Below are 19,656 nucleotides of genomic sequence, written 5' to 3'. Positions count from 1 at the left end.
CCGAGTGAATACCCTTTTAGGTATATATCCGCGCTGTATGAACCGTGAATAGAAAACCGCCCGGTCATCACTGACCGAGCGGTTGTTTGTGACGGCCTGCAGGCGTCGTTTACTCGGCGGCGGCCTTGTCGATGGGCGCGCCGTTGCTGCCCGGTTTCCAGCGCAGCACGGGCGAGCGCGCGGCACGGGTCTCGTCCAGACGCCGGCGCGGGGTGAGCTGCGGCGCGGCCTGGAACATCGCCAGGTTCTCGCCGCCGGCCTTGGCCTTCTCGGCCAGCCCGCGCAGCGTGTTGACGAAGGCATCGACGCTGTCCTTGCTCTCGGATTCCGTCGGCTCGATCAGCATGGCGCCATGCACGACGAGCGGGAAGTAGACCGTCATCGGATGGTAGCCTTCGTCGATCATCGCCTTGGCGAAGTCCAGCGTGGTGACGCCGGTATCCTTGAGGAAGCGGTCGTCGAACAGCGCTTCATGCATGCAGGGGCCTTCGAAGGCGGGGCTCATGATGTCCTTGAGGCTGGCCATCACGTAATTGGCCGACAGCACGCTGTCTTCCGCCACCCGCTTCAGGCCATCGGCGCCATGGCTCATCATGTAGGCGAGGGCCCGGATGAACATGCCCATCTGGCCATGGAAGGCCTTCATGCGGCCGAAGCTTTTCACATCGCCGCTTTCGACCAGATTCCAGCCATCCTTGTCATGCACCACATAGGGCAGCGGCACGAAGTCCTTCAACGCATCCGACAGCACCACGGGGCCTGAACCGGGGCCGCCGCCGCCATGCGGCGTGGAGAAGGTCTTGTGCAGGTTGATATGCATGGCGTCGATGCCGAGATCGCCCGGCCGCACCTTGCCAACGATGGCGTTGAAGTTGGCGCCGTCGCAATAGAAGAAGGCGCCAGCCTTGTGCACCATGTCGGCGACCTTTTTGATGTCGCGTTCGAACAGGCCGCAGGTATTCGGATTGGTCAGCATGATCGCCGCCACATCCGGACCCAGCTTGGCCTGCAGGGCGTCCAGATCGACGCGACCATCAGCCGTGGCCGGGATCGGGTCGACGGTGTAGCCGCACAGTGCGGCGGTCGCCGGGTTGGTGCCATGGGCGGATTCAGGCGCGAGGATACGCTTGCGCACATCGCCGCGGGCTTTGAGCGCCGCGCGGATCGCCATCAGGCCGCAGAGTTCGCCATGGGCGCCGGCAGCCGGCGACATGGCGACCGCCGGCATGCCGGTCAGCGTCTTGAGCCAGCCGGCCAGCCGGTCGATCACTTCCAATGCGCCCTGCACAGTCGAGATCGGCTGCAGCGGATGCACGTCGCCGAGACCCGGCAGGCGCGCCATCTTCTCGTTGAGACGCGGATTGTGCTTCATCGTGCAGGAGCCGAGCGGGTAGAGGCCGGCATCGATGGAGTAGTTCTTTTGTGACAGTCGCACGAAATGGCGGATCACCTGCGGCTCGGAGAGGCCCGGCAGGCCGATCTTGCCCTGACGCTTCAGGCCGCCGAGGCGATCCTTCACCTTCGGGGCGGCGGGCAGGTCGACGCCGGTGCGGCCGTCTTCGCCCATTTCGAAGATCAGCGCTTCTTCCTGCTGCAGGCCGCGGTTGCCGGTGATGGTGCCGGTCGAGGCGCTGTTGGCAGCGGCATGCGGCGTGGTGGGACGTCCCTGGCGGTTCATCACAGCACCTCCTTCAGCGCGGCAACAAGCTTGTCGAAGTCACCATCGGTATTGGTTTCGGTCGCGGTCACCAGCAGCACGTTCGCCAAGGACTTTTCCTCGGGGAACAGACGCGAGGCCGGCACGCCGCCGAGGATCTTCTTCTCGACCAGCTTTTCAACGATGCCGGCCGCCGGCTTGGGCAGGGTGATGGCGAATTCGTTGTAGAAAGCCTGCGGCACGATGGCGACGCCCTTCAGCTCGCTGAGCCGTTCGGCCAGCTGCGCGGCCTTGCCGTGGTTGATGGCGGCGAGTTGCGTGAAGCCGGCTTCGCCGAGCAGGCTCATATGGATGGTGAAGGCGAGCGCGCAGAGACCGGAGTTGGTGCAGATATTCGATGTCGCTTTCTCGCGGCGGATATGCTGCTCGCGGGCCGACAGCGTCAGCACGAAGCCGCGGCGGCCATCCTGGTCGACGGTCTCGCCGCACAGACGACCCGGCATCTGGCGCACATACTTTTCGCGAGTGGCGAACAGGCCGACATACGGCCCGCCAAAGCTGAGCGGCACGCCGATGCTCTGGCCTTCCGCCACCACGATATCGGCGCCCATGGCGCCGGGCGGGGTGACGAGGCCGAGCGAGGTGATCTCGGTGACGGCGACGACCAGCAACGCACCCTTGGCCTGGCAGGCCTTGGCCAGGTCGCTGAGGTCGCGCAGATGGCCGAAGACGCTGGGGTTCTGCACGACGACGCAAGCGGTCTGGTCGTCGATCAGCGAGGCCAAGTCTTCCGTGCCGGCGAGATCGACCGGGGCGGCGACATGCGGCTGGTCGGTCTGGTCCATCAATGTCGCGACGGTGTCGCGGTAATGCGGGTGCAGACCGCCCGACAGCACGGCCTTCGACTTCTTGGTGATGCGCTGGGCCATCAGCACGGCCTCGGCCGCCGAGGTCGCGCCGTCATACATCGAGGCATTGGCGACTTCCATGCCGGTGATCATGCTCACCTGGGTCTGGAATTCGAACAGATACTGCAGCGTGCCCTGGCTGATCTCGGGCTGGTAGGGCGTGTAGGAGGTGAGGAATTCCGAGCGCTGGATCAGGTGATCCACGGCGGCCGGGATATGGTGGCGATAGGCGCCGGCACCCAGGAAGAAGGGCACGTCCATCGGCGAGACGTTCTTCTTCGCCATGGCGGCGAAGGCACGCTCCACTTCCAGCTCGCCCTGATGCGGCGGCAGGTCGAGCATCGGGTTGAGCGCACCGGCGGGCACGTCTTTGAACAGGGCGTCGATGCCGCCGACACCGATGGTGTTCAGCATCTCGCCGCGATCGGCTTCGGTCAGACCGAGATAGCGCATGGGGAGGCGCTCCTTATCAGAGAGTCTTGAGATAGGCGTCGTAGGCGGCCTGATCCATCAGGGCATCGAGCTCGGCCTTGTTAGCGAGTTTGAGCTTGACGAACCAGCCATCAGTCTGCGCCGCGCGGTTGACCAGCGACGGATCGTCGACGATGGCCTGGTTGGCGTCGACCACTTCGCCGCCGGCCGGCGCGTAGACTTCCGACGCCGCCTTCACGGATTCAACCACGGCGACTTCAGCGCCGGCATCCACCTTTTTGCCCTTGGCCGGCAGGTCGACGAAGACGACATCACCGAGCTGGCTCTGGGCGTAATCGGAAATACCCACGGTGGCGACATCGCCATCGAGACGGATCCACTCGTGGTCCTTGGTGTAGCGGGTGGTCATGGATCGTCTCCTTACTTGGCGTAGCGCTTGGTGATGAAGGGAAGTTTGCAGGTCCTGGCGGGCAGTGCCTTGCCGCGCACCATCAGGCTGAGCGGCGTGCCGGCTTTGGCGTAGTCTGTGGCGACGTAGCCCATGGCGACGGGCGCATCGACGCTGGGGCCGAAACCGCCAGACGTAATGACGCCGATTTTCTCGCCCTTGTCGTTGAGCACCTCGGTGCCTTCGCGGGCCGGCGCGCGACCCTCGGGCTGGATGCCGACGAGCTTGCGGGCCGGGCCGTCTTTCAGCTGCTGCTGGATGATGCCGGCGCCCGGGAAGCCGCCGTCTTCACGGCGGCGCTTGGAGATCGTCCAGTTCAGGCCAGCCTCGATGGGCGTGGTTGTCGTGTCGATGTCATGGCCGTAGAGGCAGAGGCCGGCTTCCAGACGCAGGCTGTCGCGCGCACCCAGACCGATCGGCTTCACCTCCGGCTGGCTGAGCAGCCAGCGTGCGAAATCCTCGGCCTGATCGCCGGGCAGCGAAATTTCGAAGCCGTCCTCGCCGGTATAGCCCGAGCGCGTGACGAAGGCCTCGTACTTGCCCAACGCCAGCGTCGCGCCCATACCGAAGCTCATCGCCTGGATTGCGCTGTTCAGCCGCGTCAGCACGGCTACGGCGGCCGGACCCTGCAGGGCCAGCAATGCATGGCTGTCCAGATACTCGATCTCGACGCCCTTCAGATTGGCGCGCGCATGCGCGATATCGGCATCCTTGCAGCCGGCGTTGAACACCACGAACAGGTCGCGGTCGCGCCGGTTGACCATGAAGTCATCCAGGATGCCGGCCCTGTCGTTGGTGAAGACGGTGTAGCGCATCTTGCCGACGTCGAGTGCCAGCAGGTCGCCGGGCACCAGCGCTTCCAGCGCCTTGGCCGGATCTGCGCCGGTCATGCGTACCTGGCCCATATGGGAGACGTCGAACAGGCCGGCAGCGGCGCGGGTATGCTTGTGTTCGGTGAGGATGCCGGCGGGATACTGCACCGGCATTTCATAGCCGGCGAAGGGCACCATGCGCGCGCCCAGCTCTTTATGCAGTGCGTTTAGCGGCGTGATTTTGAGATTTTCGGCCGTATCGCCCAAGCGAGGTTCCCTTGCAGACAGAGTCAGAGTCGAACCGGCGGATGGTTTCGCCGTTCGCCCCCTCTGTCCGGGAACCTGAGAGATTCGGAGATGCACGCCCTGGGGGCTTCTCCTTACTCCTTCGGTGGGATTGGGGTTGGACTCCCGATCCGCTTTCCAGAGTGTCGCCAGTCCGGTCGGTCCTTTGGCCTGAGAGTTTCCGGGGCGGTTGCTCCTTCGGCGCGCGGGCCCCCGTATAAAGCACGGGTTTCGCGTCTCTCCCGCCAGACTGCTAGCGACGCCGCGAGAATAGGCGGCGCCATATATTAGTCAACGATATTCCCCATGACCTTACGGAAGTCCGAAAATACCACGATTGACAATGCTTTAAGGCGGTTTAGGGTTATCCACAGAACGTTGATTTTCCGGATGCTGACCCCGACTCGGAGAATCGATAAAAACTGGAGGAAATTGCGATGAACCCGTTCTTCGTCGAGCAGATGGCGATGTACTCGGCTTATCACCGCCATCCCAGTAACCGCGCCACGCATTTCATCGGCATCCCGTCCATCGTGATCGCCATTTTCATACCCTTAAGCTGGGTTCAGCTCTTCACGCTCTGGGGTGGCGAAACCGTGGTCAGCCTGGCCACGGTGCTGTGGTTCGTCACCGCCATCTTCTATCTCTGGCTTGACCGCAGCATCGGCGGCGTGATGGCGCTGATCAGCTTTGCGCTGTTGCAGGTTGCGGAATGGATCGCCACCAAAGGGACGACCACTGGCTGGATCGCCTTCGGCGTGCTGTTCATCGGTGGCTGGGTGTTTCAGTTCATCGGCCATGCCTACGAGGGCCGCCGCCCGGCACTGGCCGACAATGCGCTACAGGCCTTGATCGGTCCGCTGTTCCTGGTGACTGAGACCTTCTTTGCCATGGGTCAGCGCAAGGAGCTGCATGAGGCGGTTGAAGCGCGCTGGCCGCATTACTCGGTCGGCGCGATGCGCGAGCGCGCTGCGGCCTGAACCTTTCAGAACCAGGCGATCAATCCGCCATAGCAATTGAAAGATCATACGTAAAAGGGTGTCATGGCCGGGTCCGGGAATTTTCCTGGCCCGGCCTGATCCGTTTTAAGAGGACCTTATGACGCAACGCTGGAAGAACCGGCCCGAGGGTTCGAACTGGGGTGAGTTCGGCGCCGATGACCGCATCGGCCGCGTCAACTGGATCACGGCCGAAAAGGTGAAGCAGGGCGTGGCCGAGGTGCGCGAAGGCCGCACCTTCTGCCTGTCGCTGCCGTTGGAATATCCGGGCGGCAACCTGCTCAATCCGCGCCGCTTCCCGCCGCAGCTATTCGCCGTCACGCGTGAGGGCCGCGCCAACATGGCGTTGCCGCTGTCGCTGTTCGATCCGAAGCTGACGGATGTCTCCAGCGACGATGCCGCCTTGCTCTATCTGCAGTATTCGACCCAGTGGGACAGCTTTGCCCATATCGGCTCGATGTTCGACGCCGATGGCGACGGTGCGCCTGAACGCGTGTTCTACAACGGCTGGCGTGGTGGCAGCGATATTCCCGATGTCGAGGATCGCGGTGTCGGTGAGCCGCGACTGGAGCGCTTTCCCTCCAAGGGTACCGAGGCGCTGGGTATCCACAATTTCGCCAAGCACGGCATGCAGGGCCGTGGCGTACTGGTCAACTTGAAGGACCTTGTCGGCGAGAAGCGCGAATGGGTCGGCTATGACCTGCTGATGAAAGCCATGGAGGCGCAGAAGGTCAGCGTGGAACAGGGCGATATGCTCTGTTTCTATACCGGTTTCGGCGATGTTCTGCTGTCGATGCAGCGCAAGCCCGATCACCAGCGACTGGAGAATTCCTGCGCCGTGCTGGACGGTCGCGATGCCAGACTGCGCAACTGGATCACCGACAGCAAGGTCAGTTGCCTGATCGCCGACAACTATGCCGTCGAGGGGCTGCCGGCCAAGGCAGTGGAAGGCAGCCACGCCATGCTGCCGCTGCACGAGCACTGCCTGTTCAAGCTCGGCGTACCGCTGGGAGAACTCTGGTACCTCTCCGAACTGGCGGCCTATCTGAAAGAGCACAAGCGCAGCCGCTTCCTGCTCACCGCGCCGCCGCTGCGGCTCACCGGCGCCGTCGGCTCGCCATCCTCGCCCATCGCCACAGTCTAAGTTTTTCCATCAGGAGCATTGCCATGAACGGCGCCGAAAGCCTCGTCCGTACCCTCGTTTCTTCTGGCGTCGATACCTGTTTCGCCAATCCCGGCACGTCGGAAATGCATTTCGTGGCCGCGCTCGACCATGTGCCGGGGGTGCGCTGCGTGCTGGGCCTGTTCGAGGGCGTGGTGACCGGTGCCGCCGATGGCTACTGGCGTCTGGCGCGTAAGCCGGCGGCAACGCTGCTGCACCTGGGGCCAGGCTTGGCCAATGGCGTGGCCAACCTGCACAACGCACGCAAGGCCAGCTCGGGCATCGTCAATGTGATCGGCGAGCATGCAACGCATCACCTGCAATACGATGCGCCGTTGACCTCCGATATCGACGGTATCGCCCGGCCGGTGTCGCACTGGATCGGCCGCGGCCAGACTGCCGGTGATGTGGCGGCGCTGGGCGCCGAGGCCGTGGCTGCGGCACGCAGCAAGGGCGGCCAGATCGCCAGCTTGATCCTGCCGGCCGACACTGCCTGGAATGAGGCGAAGGCTGAGGCCAAGCCGATTGCCGTGGGCGCGCGCGTGAAATCCGACGAGGCACAGATCAAGGCCGCGGCCGCTGCGCTCAAGAAAGCCGGTCCGAATGGCATGCTGATCCTGGGCGGCGATGCGCTGCTGCGTGATGGCCTGAAGCTGGCGGCACGGATTTCGGCGGCCACCGGCTGCCGCCTGTCGAATAACGGCTTCAGCGCCCGCATCGAGCGCGGTGGCGGGTTGCCCAGTGTCGGCCGCATTCCCTTTGTCGTTGATCTGGCGCTGAAATACCTGGCCGATGTGCGCGAGATCGCGCTGATCGGCGCCAAGCGGCCGGTGGCTTTCTTCGCCTATCCCGGCAAGCCCAGCATCCTGACGCGCGATGACTGCAACATCACGCCGGTCGCCGAGGTGGAAGGCGACGTGATCGATGCACTGGAACGTCTGGCCGATGCAGTCGGCGCACCGAAGACTGTGCCGGCGCAGGAACAGCCGCAGAAGCCTGGCCTGCCTGACGGGGCGCCCAGCTTGGAAAAGATCGCCGCTGCCATCGCGGCGCTGCTGCCTGACAACGCGGTCGTGGTGGATGAATCCGTCACCTCAGGCCGCGGCATCTTTGCCGCCGCCGAAGCCTCCGGTCCGCATGACTGGCTGAACAACATGGGCGGCTCGATCGGCTACAGCCTTCCTGTCGCCGTGGGCGCTGCATTGGCCTGCCCGGACCGCAAGATCGTTGCGCTCACGGGCGATGGCAGCGCCTTCTATACATTGCAGGCGATGTGGACGATGGCGCGCGAGCAACTCAACGTCACCATGGTGATTTTCGCCAATCGCTCGTATGCGATCCTGCGCAACGAGCTGGCCAATGTGGGTGCAGCCAATCCGGGCCCGCGTGCCATCGACATGCTGACATTGGACCGGCCCGACCCCGACTGGGTGGCGCTGGCCAAGGGGCATGGCGTTTCGGCTATCCGTGTCACGGAAATGAACGCCTTCTGCCGGGCCTTCGCGGCCACGCTGGAACAGCGCGGACCACAACTCATAGAGTTGGTCCTGTAAGGCGCCTACCATTAATTGTTGATGGCATTTTAACGGCGGGGTTATTTCTAGATAACCTGTGCGGAGTATTCCGCGATTTCCTTTGCAGGGACGGGGGAAGTTTGCCAATCATAGGGCGTGGATGCCCTGAAGCAGCGTGCCGTGTCAGGCCCGTTGCCGGTCGGATAACGAAGGGTGTCTGCCTACCCCCACCGGGCCTTGCGCCATCCTTGTTACCGGGATGGCGTGTTGGCCGCCAAGGGCAGCACCCCGTTTTAAGCCACAGCAGAAAGTGTGAGCGTCATGTCCATGCCAGCCACTGTTTCCACGACCTCCGTTCCCGCCATGGCCGATGCCAAGGGCGGCGCGCTGCAGGCGATGGATATGCGCAGCAGCCAGGAAGTGCTGACCTTCACCATCGGCGACCAGAATTACGGCCTCGACCTGCTCAGCGTTCGCGAAATCCGCGCCTGGACCGATGTGACGCCACTGCCCAATACGCCCCCCTTCGTGCGCGGCGTGATCAACCTGCGCGGCGCCGTGGTGCCGATCTTCGATCTGCGCGTCCGCCTCGGCGGCGGCACGACCACGCCGACCAGCGCCAATGTGGTGATCGTCGTGGAAGTCGGCACTGAATCGGTCGGCCTGCTGGTCGACACCGTGTCCGACATTCTCGCGCTCGACTCCTCCGCGCTGCAGCCGGTGCCGGCGACCGCCGCCGATACCGAGCAGACCTTCCTGAGCGCGCTGGCGACCCATGAGGAGCGCATGGTTGCCCTCATCGACGTCAACCGCCTGTTCAACCGCGGTGTGCCGCAGGTCGACGCCGCAGCGGCTGCCTAAAGCCCGTTCTCCCAAATTCGGTTTGCCGGTCGCCCGCGAAAGCGGGCGATTTGCTTTTCTGCGGGTTTTTCAGGCCTCTGATCGCTCCGCAGGCGATCCATTTTTTAAACTATAGCGTGTGATACGTGGGTTGTGAAAGGTGGTGCGCATCGGGACGATTGTCTTCCCGCAAAAAGAGTATGCGAAAATTAACCCCGTAGGATCAGAACCTTGTGGTAGGTCGAAGAGACCATCGCGGAGGGTTTTCCGCCGGGGAGAAGCGCCATGTCGATCATATCCAGCATCAAAATCGGACCACGCGTACTCGCTGTCGTTGCGCTGCTGGCTGTAGCCTCGGCCGTGGTCGGTGCCATGGGAGTGATTTCGCTCGACCGGTACGAGCAGCAAACCACAGTGATGGAGAGCATCGCCAAGCAGACCCAGTATGGCGAGCGGCTCAATGCGCTGGTCTATGCGGTGGTAATGGATTCTCGCGGCGTCTACATGTCGGATGCGACGGCAGCGAAGCCATACTCGGCCGGTATTGTGAAGTTCACCGGCGAGATCGAAGCGCTGGTGAAGCAGTGGGTTGCCGAGATCGGTCCGCAGGCTGCCAGTGCCGACGAAGCGAAAAATTTCCTTACCGTAGTCAACCAGTTCGTGCAGTTCCGGCGCGAACTAGCACGACTGGGGATCGAGGGCGCGCCCGGTCAGGCGCGCGAGTTCGGCGATAACGACGCCAACCGCTCCAATCGCCAGGCGCTGAACCGCGCCATCGACGCAATCACCAAGCGCAATGCTGAGCGTGTGGCGGCTGTCGGAAACGATCTGACCCAATATTACAACACGCAGCGGCCGATGCTGATCACCCTGACTATTGCCGCCATCACCATATCGGTGCTGCTGGCTCTGTATATCGTGATCGCCACGCTGACTCGTCCGATCAGTCGCATCACCGGTGTGATGAACACGCTGGCGCGCGGCGATACCGCCGTTGCCGTCACCGGCAGTGAGCGCGGCGACGAGATTGGTGAAATGGCCAAGGCCGTCCAGGTCTTCAAGGACAACATGATTGCCCGTGAGCAGGCCGAGACCCAGATCACCCAGCAGCGCCAAGAGGCTGAGCTTCGCCGCACCGAGCGCGAAGCGCGCGAGAAGGCGGCGGGCGAGGAAATCGCCACACTGGTCAACAAGGTGGCGAGCGGCGATCTGAATGGCCGTATCGACGAAACCGGCAAGGAAGGTTTCTTCCTCTCCACCAGCCAGGAACTCAACCGTCTGGCCGGCACGCTGCAGACCATGGCCGGCGAGATGGCCGAGGTCATGGGTGCCATGGCCGGCGGCGACCTGACCAAGACGGTGCGCGGCCAGTATCATGGCGTCTTCGGCCAACTGAAGGACAGCGCCAATACCATGGCGACACGCCTGCGCGACTTTGCGCTCAACCTGAGCCGCACGGCCCAGTCGGTGAAGGGCGCCGCCAATGAAATCTCCACTGGCAGCCAGGATCTGGCCAGCCGTACGGAATCGCAGGCCGCCTCGATCGAAGAGACGGCGGCCTCGATGCATGAGATCACCACCACCGTGCGCCAGAATGCCGACAACGCTCAGGCTGCCAATCAGCTTGCCACAGCCGCCCGCGACAGTGCCGAGAAGGGCGGCAGCGTGGTTGCCAATGCGGTCGACGCGGTCAGCCGCATCGAAGGTAGCGCGCAGAAGATCAGCGACATCGTCGGCCTGATCGATGAAATCGCCTTCCAGACCAACCTGCTGGCGCTGAATGCGAGCGTCGAGGCCGCGCGTGCGGGCGAAGCCGGCAAGGGCTTCGCGGTGGTCGCGCAGGAAGTGCGTGCGCTGGCGCAGCGCTCGGCCAATGCGTCGAAGGACATCAAGGGGCTGATCACGGACTCGAACGCTCAGGTGAAGACCGGCGCCAGCCTGGTGAACCAGACCGGCAGCTCGCTCACCGACATCGTCGGCGCGATCAAGAAGGTCTCCGATATTGTGGCCGAGATCGCGGCAGCCTCGCGCGAGCAGGCCACCGGCCTTGACCAGATCAATACCGCCGTCGGTTCGATGGACGAAATCACCCAGCGCAATGCGGCGCTGGTGGAAGAGACCACGGCTGCTGCCCAGGCGCTCAACAACCTGGCGCATCAGCTGGCCGAGCTGGTCGGCTTCTTCAAGACGGGCGATGCGCCGACTGCGATGGCCACGACCCCGGCACCGCCCGCCCCTCCGAAGGGGGTGGCTAAGCCTGTTACAAAGCCTGGCGCGAAGCCCGCTGCGAGTCCGGCCAGACCGTCGCCGCAGGTGCAGATGGCCGCCGCCGCGCCGAAGGCCGGAAGTCCCGAGGATTGGCAGGAATTCTAAGAGGTTAAAGGCCGGAAATAGCGGCGGGGTTTCCGGTTGACAGGCCGGGGCCCCCCCGGTATGGTCCGGCCCACTTTTCCGCCGGGCGGGCAAAGCGCTGCGCCTGGTTTTTTGTTGGTTTCGAGGGTGTCATGAAAGTCGTCAATTCGCTCAAGTCGGCCAAGACGCGTCACCGCGATTGCCGCGTCATCCGCCGCAAGGGCCGGGTCTATGTGATCAACAAGACCAACCCGCGCTTCAAGGCGCGCCAGGGCTAAGCCTTCTTGGGTTAAGTCCCTCGCATTCTTGATGTTTTAAAAGGCCCGGCTGGAAACAGCCGGGCCTTTTGCTTATGCGCTTGACGGATTGTGCGGATCGGGCAAGTTGTCAGCTTGTCAGACAAATTATCCAGCCCGAGTCTCCAAGTCCGATCATGTCCGGCCCCTCTGCCTTTTCCGTTCCCGATCTGCCGCGCGGCACCGGCCTCAGCGCCATGCTGGCCGGGCGGCTTGCAGATGCCATTCGGGCCGGCGAGTTCGGTCCAGGCGAGCGGCTGCCGACTGAGAAGCAGCTTGTCGAGCGCTTCTCGGTCAGCCGCGCCGTGGTGCGCGAGGCGATCGCGCGGCTCAAGACCGATGGCTTCGTCGAGACGCGGCAGGGGGCGGGCGCCTTCGTGGCTCTAAAGCCCGGGCTGGCCAATTTCCGCATTGCATCGCCGGGCCTGCTGGATGCGCGCGACCTGCTGCATGTCTTTGAACTGCGCAGCGTGATCGAGGCCGGCATGGCGGAATTCGCAGCATCGCGCCGCACCGACCGCGACATCGCCGCGCTGCGTGCCGCCTATGCCGCCATGGCGCAGGCGCTGGCGCAGAATGAAGACGCCGGCGCGGCCAGCGACGACACCTTCCATGCCGCGGTGGCTGCCGCCGCGCACAATCCCTATCTGGCGCAATTCGCCACGTTCCTGGCGCAGCATTTTTCGGCTACGCGCGCCCTGACCTGGCAGCCGCAGGCGCGCGATGCAGGTGCCGCGGCCGCCTCGCAGGCCGAGCATCTCGCGCTGCTTGATGCCATCGTCGCCGGCGACGCGGACGCTGCCAGCACGGCGGCCCGCACCCATATTGCCAATGCCGCCGCGCGCTATGCCGCGGCAAAGACGTAACCGGAGACCGCCCCATGCTGATGCCGAAGCCGGAAGACGACATCATCGCCCAGCGGCTGGACCTGATCGCCGACCTGCGCCGCATCGTGCCGGGCGAGGGCGTGATCGCTGACGAGATCAGCCTGAAGGCCTTTGAATGTGACGGTCTGACCGCCTATCGCCAGCTGCCGCTGGTTGCCGTGCTGCCCAGCAACACGCAGCAGGTGTCCGACGTGCTCAAGCTGTGCAACGAGCGCAACGTGAAGGTCGTGCCGCGCGGCGCCGGCACCTCGCTGTCGGGCGGCGCGCTGCCGCTGGCCGACGGGGTGCTGCTCGGCCTGGGCAAGTTCAACAAGGTGCTCGATATCGACTGGGACAACCGCTGCGCCGTCGTGCAGCCGGGCGTCACCAATCTTGGGATCACCCGCGCGGTCGAGCATCGCGGCTTCTATTACGCGCCAGACCCATCCAGCCAGATCGCCTGCACCATCGGCGGCAATGTGGCCGAAAATTCCGGCGGCGTGCATTGCCTGAAATACGGACTCACCACCAACAACATTCTCGGCCTGGAGATGGTGCTGATGAATGGCGATGTCATCCGGCTCGGCGGCAAACATCTGGATTCCGAGGGCTACGACCTGATGGGCATCATCTGCGGCTCGGAAGGCCTGCTCGGTGTCATTACTGAAGTCACCGTGCGCATCCTGCCCAAGCCGGCGACGCAGCGCGCGCTGCTCGCCGGCTTCCCGACATCGGAGTCCGCCGGCGACTGTGTCGCCAAGGTGATTGCCTCAGGCATCATTCCCGGCGGCATGGAGATGATGGATCGCCCTGCCATTCACGCGGCCGAAGACTTTGTCCATGCCGGCTATCCGCGTGATGTGGAGGCTTTGCTGATCATTGAGCTTGACGGCCCATCGGCCGAGGTCGACGACCTGCTGGTGCGCGTCAAGGCCATCGCCGAGGCCTGCGGCTCGATCTCCTTGCGCGTGTCGCAGACTGAAGACGAACGCCTGACCTTCTGGGCCGGGCGCAAGGCGGCGTTCCCAGCCGTCGGCCGCATCTCGCCCGATTATCTCTGCATGGACGGCACCATTCCGCGCAAGACCCTGCCTCTGGTGCTGACCCGCATGGGCGAACTGTCGGAGAAATACGGGCTGCGCGTCGCCAACGTATTTCACGCCGGCGACGGTAACCTGCACCCACTGATCCTTTATGACGCCAACAATCCGGGCGAGCTGCAGCGCGCCGAGGATTTCGGCGCCGACATCCTGCGGCTCTGCGTCGAAGTCGGCGGCGTGCTGACCGGCGAGCATGGTGTCGGCGTGGAAAAACGTGATCTGATGCCGGCGATGTTTTCCGAGGCCGACCTGGCGCAGCAGATGCGCGTCAAATGCGCCTTCGACCCCAACCACCGCCTCAATCCGGGCAAGGTGTTTCCCGTGCTGCATCGCTGCGCCGAACTCGGCCGCATGCATGTGCACAAGGGCCAGCTTGCCTTCCCTGACCTGCCGAGATTCTGATCCATGCCGCAGACCTTCATTCCTTCGGGCACAACAGATGTGGTTGATGCGATCCGCTGGGCCGCAGGCGAACAGCGGCCGCTGGAGCTGCAGGGCCATCGCAGCAAGGCTGGCCTCGGCCGCCCGGCGCAGACCGAATACGCACTCGACCTCAGCCGCTTGAGCGGCGTGCTGGATTACGAACCGGCCGAACTGGTGATCACGCTGCGGCCCGGCACCCTGGTCAGCGACGTGGAAAAGCTGCTCGCCGCACGCAATCAGCTCCTCGCCTTTGAGCCGCCGGACCTGGGCCCGCTCTGGGGTCATGCCGCCGGGCGCGGTACCATCGGCGGCACCATCGGCTGCAACCTCGCCGGCCCGCGCCGCTTCAAGGCCGGCGCGGTACGTGATCATCTGCTGGGCTTCACGGCGGTCTCGGGCCGCGGCGAGCTGTTCAAGGCCGGCGCGAAAGTCGTGAAGAATGTCACCGGCTATGATCTGCCGAAACTGGTCTGCGGCGCCTATGGCACTTTGGCGGCGCTGACCGAAGTGACGCTGAAGGTTCTGCCGGCGCCGGAAAAGACCCGCACGGTGCTGGTGCTCGGCCTTGATGACCGTAAGGCGGCGCAGGCGATGGCGGCGGCTGCCAGTTCACCGCATGAGGTGTCGGGGCTTGCGCATCTGCCGGCCAATGTCGCGGCGCTCTCCGGTGTCGGTTATGTGGCGCAGGCTGGCCAGAGCGTCACCGCGATCCGTGTCGAGGGTACGGATGTATCCGTGAAGGCCCGCTGTGAGGCGCTGCGCACGCTGCTGCTGCCGTTTGGGGCGCTGGAGGAGCTGCATTCGATGAATTCGGCCTGGCTGTGGCGCGAAATCCGCGATGTCGCCTGTTTCGTGCTGCCGCAGGAAGCCGTGATCTGGCGGCTGTCGCTGGCACCGCTGGATGGCGCTGCGGTCGTCGCCGATATCATGGCGGCACACCCTGAGGCCAAGGCCTTCTATGACTGGGCCGGCGGCCTGGTCTGGCTCGCCATGCCGGCATCGGCCAATGCCGATGCGCCGCTGGTGCGTCGTCTGATTGGGCAGCGCGGCGGTCATGCCACGCTGATCCGCGCCGAGCCGAGCGTGCGTGCCGCGCAGGCAGTGTTCCAGCCGCAGGCCGAGGCGCTGGCGGCGCTCAATCGCCGGGTCAAGGAGAGCTTCGATCCGATGAACATACTCAATCCCGGCCGCATGGCTGCGGGAGCGTAACGATATGCAGACCAGCTTCTCCATCGCCCAGCTCGCCAATCCCGGTATCGCCGCCTCCAACGAGATTCTGCGCAAATGCGTGCATTGCGGCTTCTGCACCGCGACCTGCCCGACCTATGTGCTGCTGGGCGACGAGCGAGACAGCCCGCGTGGCCGCATCTACCTGATCAAACAAATGTTAGAGGGCGGCGAGGCGGCCACGGAAGAGACCGTGCGCCATGTCGATCGCTGCCTGTCCTGTTTGAGCTGCATGACCACCTGCCCGAGCAGCGTGCATTACATGCATCTGGTCGATCATGCCCGCGCGCATATTGAGGAAACTTACAAACGGCCGCTGATGGACCGCTTGTTGCGTGGCGTGCTGGCCAGGGTGCTGCCCAATCCGACGCTGTTCCGTTTCAGCCTGCGGCTGGCGCAGATCGGAAACCTGTTCCGTTTCATGCTGCCGGCACGCCTGAAAGCCATGGTGGCGCTGGCCCCGGCCACGTTGCCGGCCGCGTCGGCGCTGGATCGCCCGCAGGTGTTCCGGGCGGAAGGCGAGCGCCGCATGCGGGTGGCGCTGCTCACCGGTTGTGCCCAGCGCGTGCTCGATCCCGAAATCAACGCTGCCACCATCCGCCTGCTGACCCGGCATGGCTGTGAGGTCGTGGTGTCGCAGGGGGCAGGCTGCTGCGGCTCGCTGCCGCATCACATGGGACGTGAGGATGACGCCCTTGCGATGGCGAAGGCGAATATCGCCGCCTGGCATCGCGAGGCTGAAACGAATGGCCTTGATGCCATCGTGATCAACACCTCGGGTTGCGGCACGACGATCAAAGATTATGGCTTCATGCTGCGCGGCGACGCGGCTTGGGCCGAGAAGGCGGCGACGGTCTCGGGCCTGGCCAAGGATGTGACGGAGGTGCTGACGACGCTGGGGATCGCACCCGATGGCAAGGCCGCGCCGCTCACCATTGCCTATCACAGCGCCTGCTCGCTGCAACATGGCCAGAAAATCACCGGGCTGCCCAAGCAGCTGCTGACGCAGGCGGGCTTCACCGTGCGTGACGTGCCTGAAGGGCATCTGTGCTGCGGCTCGGCCGGCACCTACAACTTGCTGCAGCCCGAACTGGCCGGGCAATTGCGCGATCGCAAGGTGAAGAATATCCAGAGCGTGGAGCCCGACGCGGTGGCGGCGGGCAATATCGGGTGCCTGGTGCAGATCGGCAGCGGGATGGATGTGCCGGTGCTGCATACGGTGCAGCTGCTGGACTGGGCCACGGGTGGACCGCGGCCGGCGGGTCTGAAGGGCTAGTTTACTTTTTTGATTGCGCCGCGGACTCGATCCGGGCGCGGCACTGCTCTTCGGCGACCATACGCTGCTGTTCGGTCATGCCCTTGCCGCCAGCCTTCATGCTGATGCGCATTTCCTTCATGCAGGCTTCACGGGCGGCCGCCGTGCTTTCCTGGCCCAGGGCCGGGACGGTAGTGCTGGCCGCGAGCAGGGCGGCAACAGTCAGACTGATAAGGCGCATGGTGTGTCGATCCTTCGGCGTAACGCCGCAGATGTATGCCAGAAGGCCAGGTGAAAGAAGGTAACTTTTCAATCACAAGTCGGTCAGACGCGGGTTTTGATCCGGGTCCGGACCTCTTCGATCAGCGCCTCGCTGACCGTGCGGCACATATCCCAGACGGTCTCGAAGCCATCCGGACCGCCATAATAGGGATCGGGTACGATCCTGCCGAACTGTGGGGCATAGGAGAGGTAAAGCTTCACCCGGTCGCGGTACTGCGGCGGGCAGAGCCGCAGTAGCTGGGCGTGATGCCCTTCATCCATGGCCAGGATGAGATCGAAGCGGGCGAAATCCTCGGGCGAGACCTGACGGGCGCGCAGGGTGCTGAGGTCGACGCCATAGCTGCGTGCCGTTGCCACGCTGCGCGGGTCCGGCGGATCGCCGATGTGATAGTCATGGGTGCCGGCGCTATCGACCTGGACGCGGGCGTCCAGTCCCGCTGCGCGCAACATATGGCGTAGCAGGCCATCGGCGGTGGGCGAGCGGCAGATGTTGCCGGTGCATACCATCAGAATGGCGAAATCATGGGCGGTGGGCTGTGTCATTGCCGGGCAGGGAAGCATGACGCCGGGGCAGCTGCAAGGGAGACTGCCGCATAAGGGACTGGCGCACAGGACTACCATGCTGGCGCAAGGCCCTCTAAAATGACGACCGATGACACAGCCGCCCGACGACGAGACCGCGCTGCTGGAGGCCAACGGAGCCTTCTATCGCGCCTTCGCCAACCGCGACATCGACGCTATGGCCGGGCTATGGGCCAAGGCCGCGCCGGTCTGCTGCATCCATCCTGGCTGGCCGCCGCTGATGGGCCGTGAGGCGGTGCTGGAAGGCTGGCGCCGGATCCTGGCCAATCCCTCGCAGCCGCCGCTGCAGATGATGGCGCCGCGCGTGACGCTCTGGGGCGATGTGGCTCTCGTGCTGTGCTTCGAGCGCGTCGACGAGCAGTATCTGATCGCCTCCAATATTTTCGTGCGCGAAGGCAAGGGCTGGAAGCTGAGCCATCACCAGGCCGGCCCGGTCGCCACCCCGCCGCCGGGGGGCGCCAGCAATGACGATCCCGATCCCGATGACGAAAGTCTGGGCGAGGAAGATGACGATCTGGATGAAGAGGACGATGACGACGATGTGCCGCCGTCGGGGACCATTCACTAGTCTCTAGGCGTCAGTCGCCCTGCACCAGCGTCTGCACGCGCGCGCCGCCGCCGGTTTCGCGGATCATCCGGATTTTCAGAAAATCCAGCATTGGCTGCAGGGTTTGCGCAAGCCGCCAGGGCGGGTTGATGATGACAAGGCCGGAGCCGTTCATCTGACCGGACTCTTTCGTAGAGCGGACGGTCAGTTCGACGCAGACCGTCTCGCTTTTCAAATCCTTGGCCAGATCGCTTTTCCAGCGCTCGGTGCTGCGCTGGTCCTTCACCGGATACCAGATCGCGATCTGCCCGGTGACCCAGCGCTGATGCGTATTGAGCACCGCCTTGGTCAGGATATCGAATTCATCCTTGGCTTCGAAGGCCGGATCGATAAGTGCCAGGCCGCGGCGCGGCGTCGGCGGCGTCAGTGCCTTCAGTCCGGCAAAGCCGTCGCGATGCTGGATCTGGATGCGGCGGTCATGGCCGAATTCGTTGGCCATGTTGTTTTTAAGTGTTTCGGCATCCTGGGGATGCAGCTCGCATAGGGTGAGGCGATCATCATCGCGCAGCGACTGGGCCAGCAGCCAGGGCGACCCGGGATAGAGGCGCAGCCCGCTGCCGCCGGCTTTCAGCTCCGGATTGAGTCGTTTCAAAGCCGCGGTGTAGCGCGGCAGGATGCTGGCAGCAGCCGGGTCGGCCAGCACGGCGCCGATGCCGAAGCGGTATTCGCCGCCGCGCTGGGCCTCGTTGGATGCAAGGTCATAGAGTCCGAGGCCGGCATGGCTGTCGATCAGATGCACCGGGCTGGGCTTGCGATGGAAGGCATCCAGCAGTTCCAGCAGCACGACATGCTTGAGCACATCGCCGAAATTGCCGGCATGAAAGGCGTGACGGTAGTTCATGCCGGCAGCTTTACGTCATATTCGCTCGCAACAAAACAGGCTGACCGATTTAAACTTTAGCCTTCTGCAGGGCCGCTTCGATGGCCTTGGTCACTTTTGCATCGGTCGGCTTGACCGGGGTGGGGAAAACCTCGATCAACGCACCGTCGGCACCGATCAGGTATTTGTGGAAGTTCCACTTCGGCAGCGCGCCCTCGCCAAGCTCTTTCGCGATCCACTGATACAGCGGATGGGCATTGGGGCCGATCACCGCCTGCTTGTCGGTCAGCGGGAAGTCGATATCGAAATTGACCTCGCAGAAATCCTTGATCTGCGCGGCTGAACCTGGCTCCTGCGCGCCGAAATCGTTGGACGGTACGCCCAGCACCACCAGGCCCTTGTCGCGATAGGTTTTGTACACGCTTTCCAGGTCGGCATATTGCGGGGTGAAGCCGCATTGCGAGGCGGTGTTGACCAGCAGCACGACCTTGCCCTTGAACTGGGTCATCGGCATCGGCTTGCCGTCGATGCCGGTGAATTCGAAATCATGGGCGCTCATTCCGGTACTCCCTCTGGTTTTGCTTTGCGCCGATGCGTCGATACTCGGCCACAGGGCGGCGAGGCCCGCGGCAATCCAGGGCAGGGACAGAAGGCCGCCGATCAGGCGACGGCGCAACGGCAGCTTGCCGGCACTGACGCCCGGGGCAACGCCTTGATTCGCCTTGCCCTTGTACTGATCAGCCATGGATTCACCCTCCTTTAACGCAACTTAAGCTTCACTATAGCGTTG

At 64.1% G+C, this 19,656-nt stretch carries 19 protein-coding genes and 1 riboswitch; of the genes, 11 read left to right on the top strand and 8 right to left on the bottom strand.

From position 1 onward, the window contains the following. Positions 1-109 precede the first annotated feature (109 nt). The 4 genes from gcvPB to gcvT are packed head-to-tail and all read right to left on the bottom strand — an operon-like array spanning position 110 to position 4,524. Entirely contained in the window at positions 110-1,678 is a 1,569-nt protein-coding gene (gcvPB, locus tag AC1RRT_RS02810; protein ID WP_493012156.1) for an aminomethyl-transferring glycine dehydrogenase subunit GcvPB, read from the bottom strand. Further along, positions 1,678-3,018 (bottom strand): aminomethyl-transferring glycine dehydrogenase subunit GcvPA, encoded by a 1,341-nt coding sequence (gene gcvPA, locus AC1RRT_RS02805; protein WP_493012154.1) that lies wholly within the window; start codon positions 3,016-3,018, stop codon positions 1,678-1,680. The genes gcvPB and gcvPA overlap by 1 nt, the downstream gene beginning before the upstream one ends. A 16-nt stretch (positions 3,019-3,034) precedes the next feature. Next, positions 3,035-3,406, bottom strand: a complete 372-nt coding sequence (gene gcvH, locus AC1RRT_RS02800) for a glycine cleavage system protein GcvH (protein ID WP_493012152.1) — start codon at positions 3,404-3,406, stop codon at positions 3,035-3,037. A gap of 11 nt (positions 3,407-3,417) precedes the next feature. Beyond that, positions 3,418-4,524: a glycine cleavage system aminomethyltransferase GcvT gene (gene gcvT / locus AC1RRT_RS02795; protein WP_493012151.1), complete on the bottom strand. Its 1,107-nt coding sequence runs from the start codon at positions 4,522-4,524 to the stop codon at positions 3,418-3,420. 53 nt (positions 4,525-4,577) lie between these two features. Further along, positions 4,578-4,694: riboswitch (glycine riboswitch) on the bottom strand. A 285-nt stretch (positions 4,695-4,979) separates the two neighbouring features. Here gcvT and AC1RRT_RS02790 point away from each other — a divergent pair. The 10 genes from AC1RRT_RS02790 to glcF all read left to right on the top strand — a co-directional run bounded on the left by AC1RRT_RS02790 (position 4,980) and on the right by glcF (position 16,596). Continuing rightward, complete coding sequence (locus AC1RRT_RS02790; protein WP_493012149.1) at positions 4,980-5,522, top strand: Mpo1 family 2-hydroxy fatty acid dioxygenase; 543 nt, start codon at positions 4,980-4,982, stop codon at positions 5,520-5,522. Between the two features lie 118 nt (positions 5,523-5,640). Beyond that, positions 5,641-6,684 (top strand): cyclase family protein, encoded by a 1,044-nt coding sequence (locus AC1RRT_RS02785; protein ID WP_493012147.1) that lies wholly within the window; start codon positions 5,641-5,643, stop codon positions 6,682-6,684. A gap of 23 nt (positions 6,685-6,707) precedes the next feature. Beyond that, a complete protein-coding gene (locus AC1RRT_RS02780; RefSeq protein ID WP_493012146.1) occupies positions 6,708-8,255 on the top strand; it encodes an acetolactate synthase large subunit in 1,548 nt (515 codons plus the stop codon). Between the two features lie 282 nt (positions 8,256-8,537). Further along, positions 8,538-9,077 (top strand): chemotaxis protein CheW, encoded by a 540-nt coding sequence (locus tag AC1RRT_RS02775; protein ID WP_493015124.1) that lies wholly within the window; start codon positions 8,538-8,540, stop codon positions 9,075-9,077. Between the two features lie 264 nt (positions 9,078-9,341). Further along, positions 9,342-11,429: a methyl-accepting chemotaxis protein gene (locus tag AC1RRT_RS02770; protein ID WP_493012144.1), complete on the top strand. Its 2,088-nt coding sequence runs from the start codon at positions 9,342-9,344 to the stop codon at positions 11,427-11,429. Between the two features lie 131 nt (positions 11,430-11,560). After that, positions 11,561-11,686: a type B 50S ribosomal protein L36 gene (gene ykgO / locus AC1RRT_RS02765; RefSeq protein ID WP_324220155.1), complete on the top strand. Its 126-nt coding sequence runs from the start codon at positions 11,561-11,563 to the stop codon at positions 11,684-11,686. A 155-nt stretch (positions 11,687-11,841) separates the two neighbouring features. Beyond that, entirely contained in the window at positions 11,842-12,570 is a 729-nt protein-coding gene (locus AC1RRT_RS02760) for a FadR/GntR family transcriptional regulator (RefSeq protein ID WP_493012142.1), read from the top strand. Between the two features lie 14 nt (positions 12,571-12,584). Then, positions 12,585-14,072, top strand: a complete 1,488-nt coding sequence (locus tag AC1RRT_RS02755; RefSeq protein WP_493012140.1) for an FAD-linked oxidase C-terminal domain-containing protein — start codon at positions 12,585-12,587, stop codon at positions 14,070-14,072. A 3-nt stretch (positions 14,073-14,075) separates the two neighbouring features. Beyond that, on the top strand, positions 14,076-15,302 hold the full coding sequence (glcE, locus tag AC1RRT_RS02750) for a glycolate oxidase subunit GlcE (RefSeq protein ID WP_493012138.1): 1,227 nt from the start codon (positions 14,076-14,078) through the stop codon (positions 15,300-15,302). Positions 15,303-15,306: 4 nt separating this feature from the next. Then, positions 15,307-16,596 (top strand): glycolate oxidase subunit GlcF, encoded by a 1,290-nt coding sequence (gene glcF, locus AC1RRT_RS02745; protein ID WP_493012136.1) that lies wholly within the window; start codon positions 15,307-15,309, stop codon positions 16,594-16,596. 1 nt (position 16,597) lies between these two features. Here glcF and AC1RRT_RS02740 read toward each other — a convergent pair whose 3' ends face one another. Beyond that, a complete protein-coding gene (locus AC1RRT_RS02740) occupies positions 16,598-16,816 on the bottom strand; it encodes a hypothetical protein (protein WP_493012135.1) in 219 nt (72 codons plus the stop codon). A gap of 83 nt (positions 16,817-16,899) precedes the next feature. Further along, positions 16,900-17,400: a low molecular weight protein-tyrosine-phosphatase gene (locus AC1RRT_RS02735; RefSeq protein WP_493012133.1), complete on the bottom strand. Its 501-nt coding sequence runs from the start codon at positions 17,398-17,400 to the stop codon at positions 16,900-16,902. 109 nt (positions 17,401-17,509) lie between these two features. On the opposite strand from AC1RRT_RS02735, the gene AC1RRT_RS02730 reads away from it, so the two are divergent. Further along, the gene (locus AC1RRT_RS02730; RefSeq protein ID WP_493012131.1) at positions 17,510-18,007 is read left to right on the top strand and encodes a nuclear transport factor 2 family protein; all 498 of its coding nucleotides are present in this window, start codon (positions 17,510-17,512) and stop codon (positions 18,005-18,007) included. A gap of 10 nt (positions 18,008-18,017) precedes the next feature. Here AC1RRT_RS02730 and AC1RRT_RS02725 read toward each other — a convergent pair whose 3' ends face one another. After that, positions 18,018-18,887 (bottom strand): 23S rRNA (adenine(2030)-N(6))-methyltransferase RlmJ, encoded by an 870-nt coding sequence (locus AC1RRT_RS02725; RefSeq protein ID WP_493012129.1) that lies wholly within the window; start codon positions 18,885-18,887, stop codon positions 18,018-18,020. A gap of 49 nt (positions 18,888-18,936) precedes the next feature. After that, positions 18,937-19,611 carry a glutathione peroxidase gene (locus AC1RRT_RS02720; RefSeq protein WP_493012127.1) on the bottom strand — a complete coding sequence of 225 codons (675 nt, stop codon included), beginning with the start codon at positions 19,609-19,611 and terminating at the stop codon, positions 18,937-18,939. Between the last annotated feature and the right edge of the window lie 45 nt (positions 19,612-19,656).

This window comes from Ferrovibrio sp. GW821-FHT12B10 (assembly GCF_058807515.1).
This window is presented reverse-complemented; position numbering and strand designations above follow the sequence as displayed.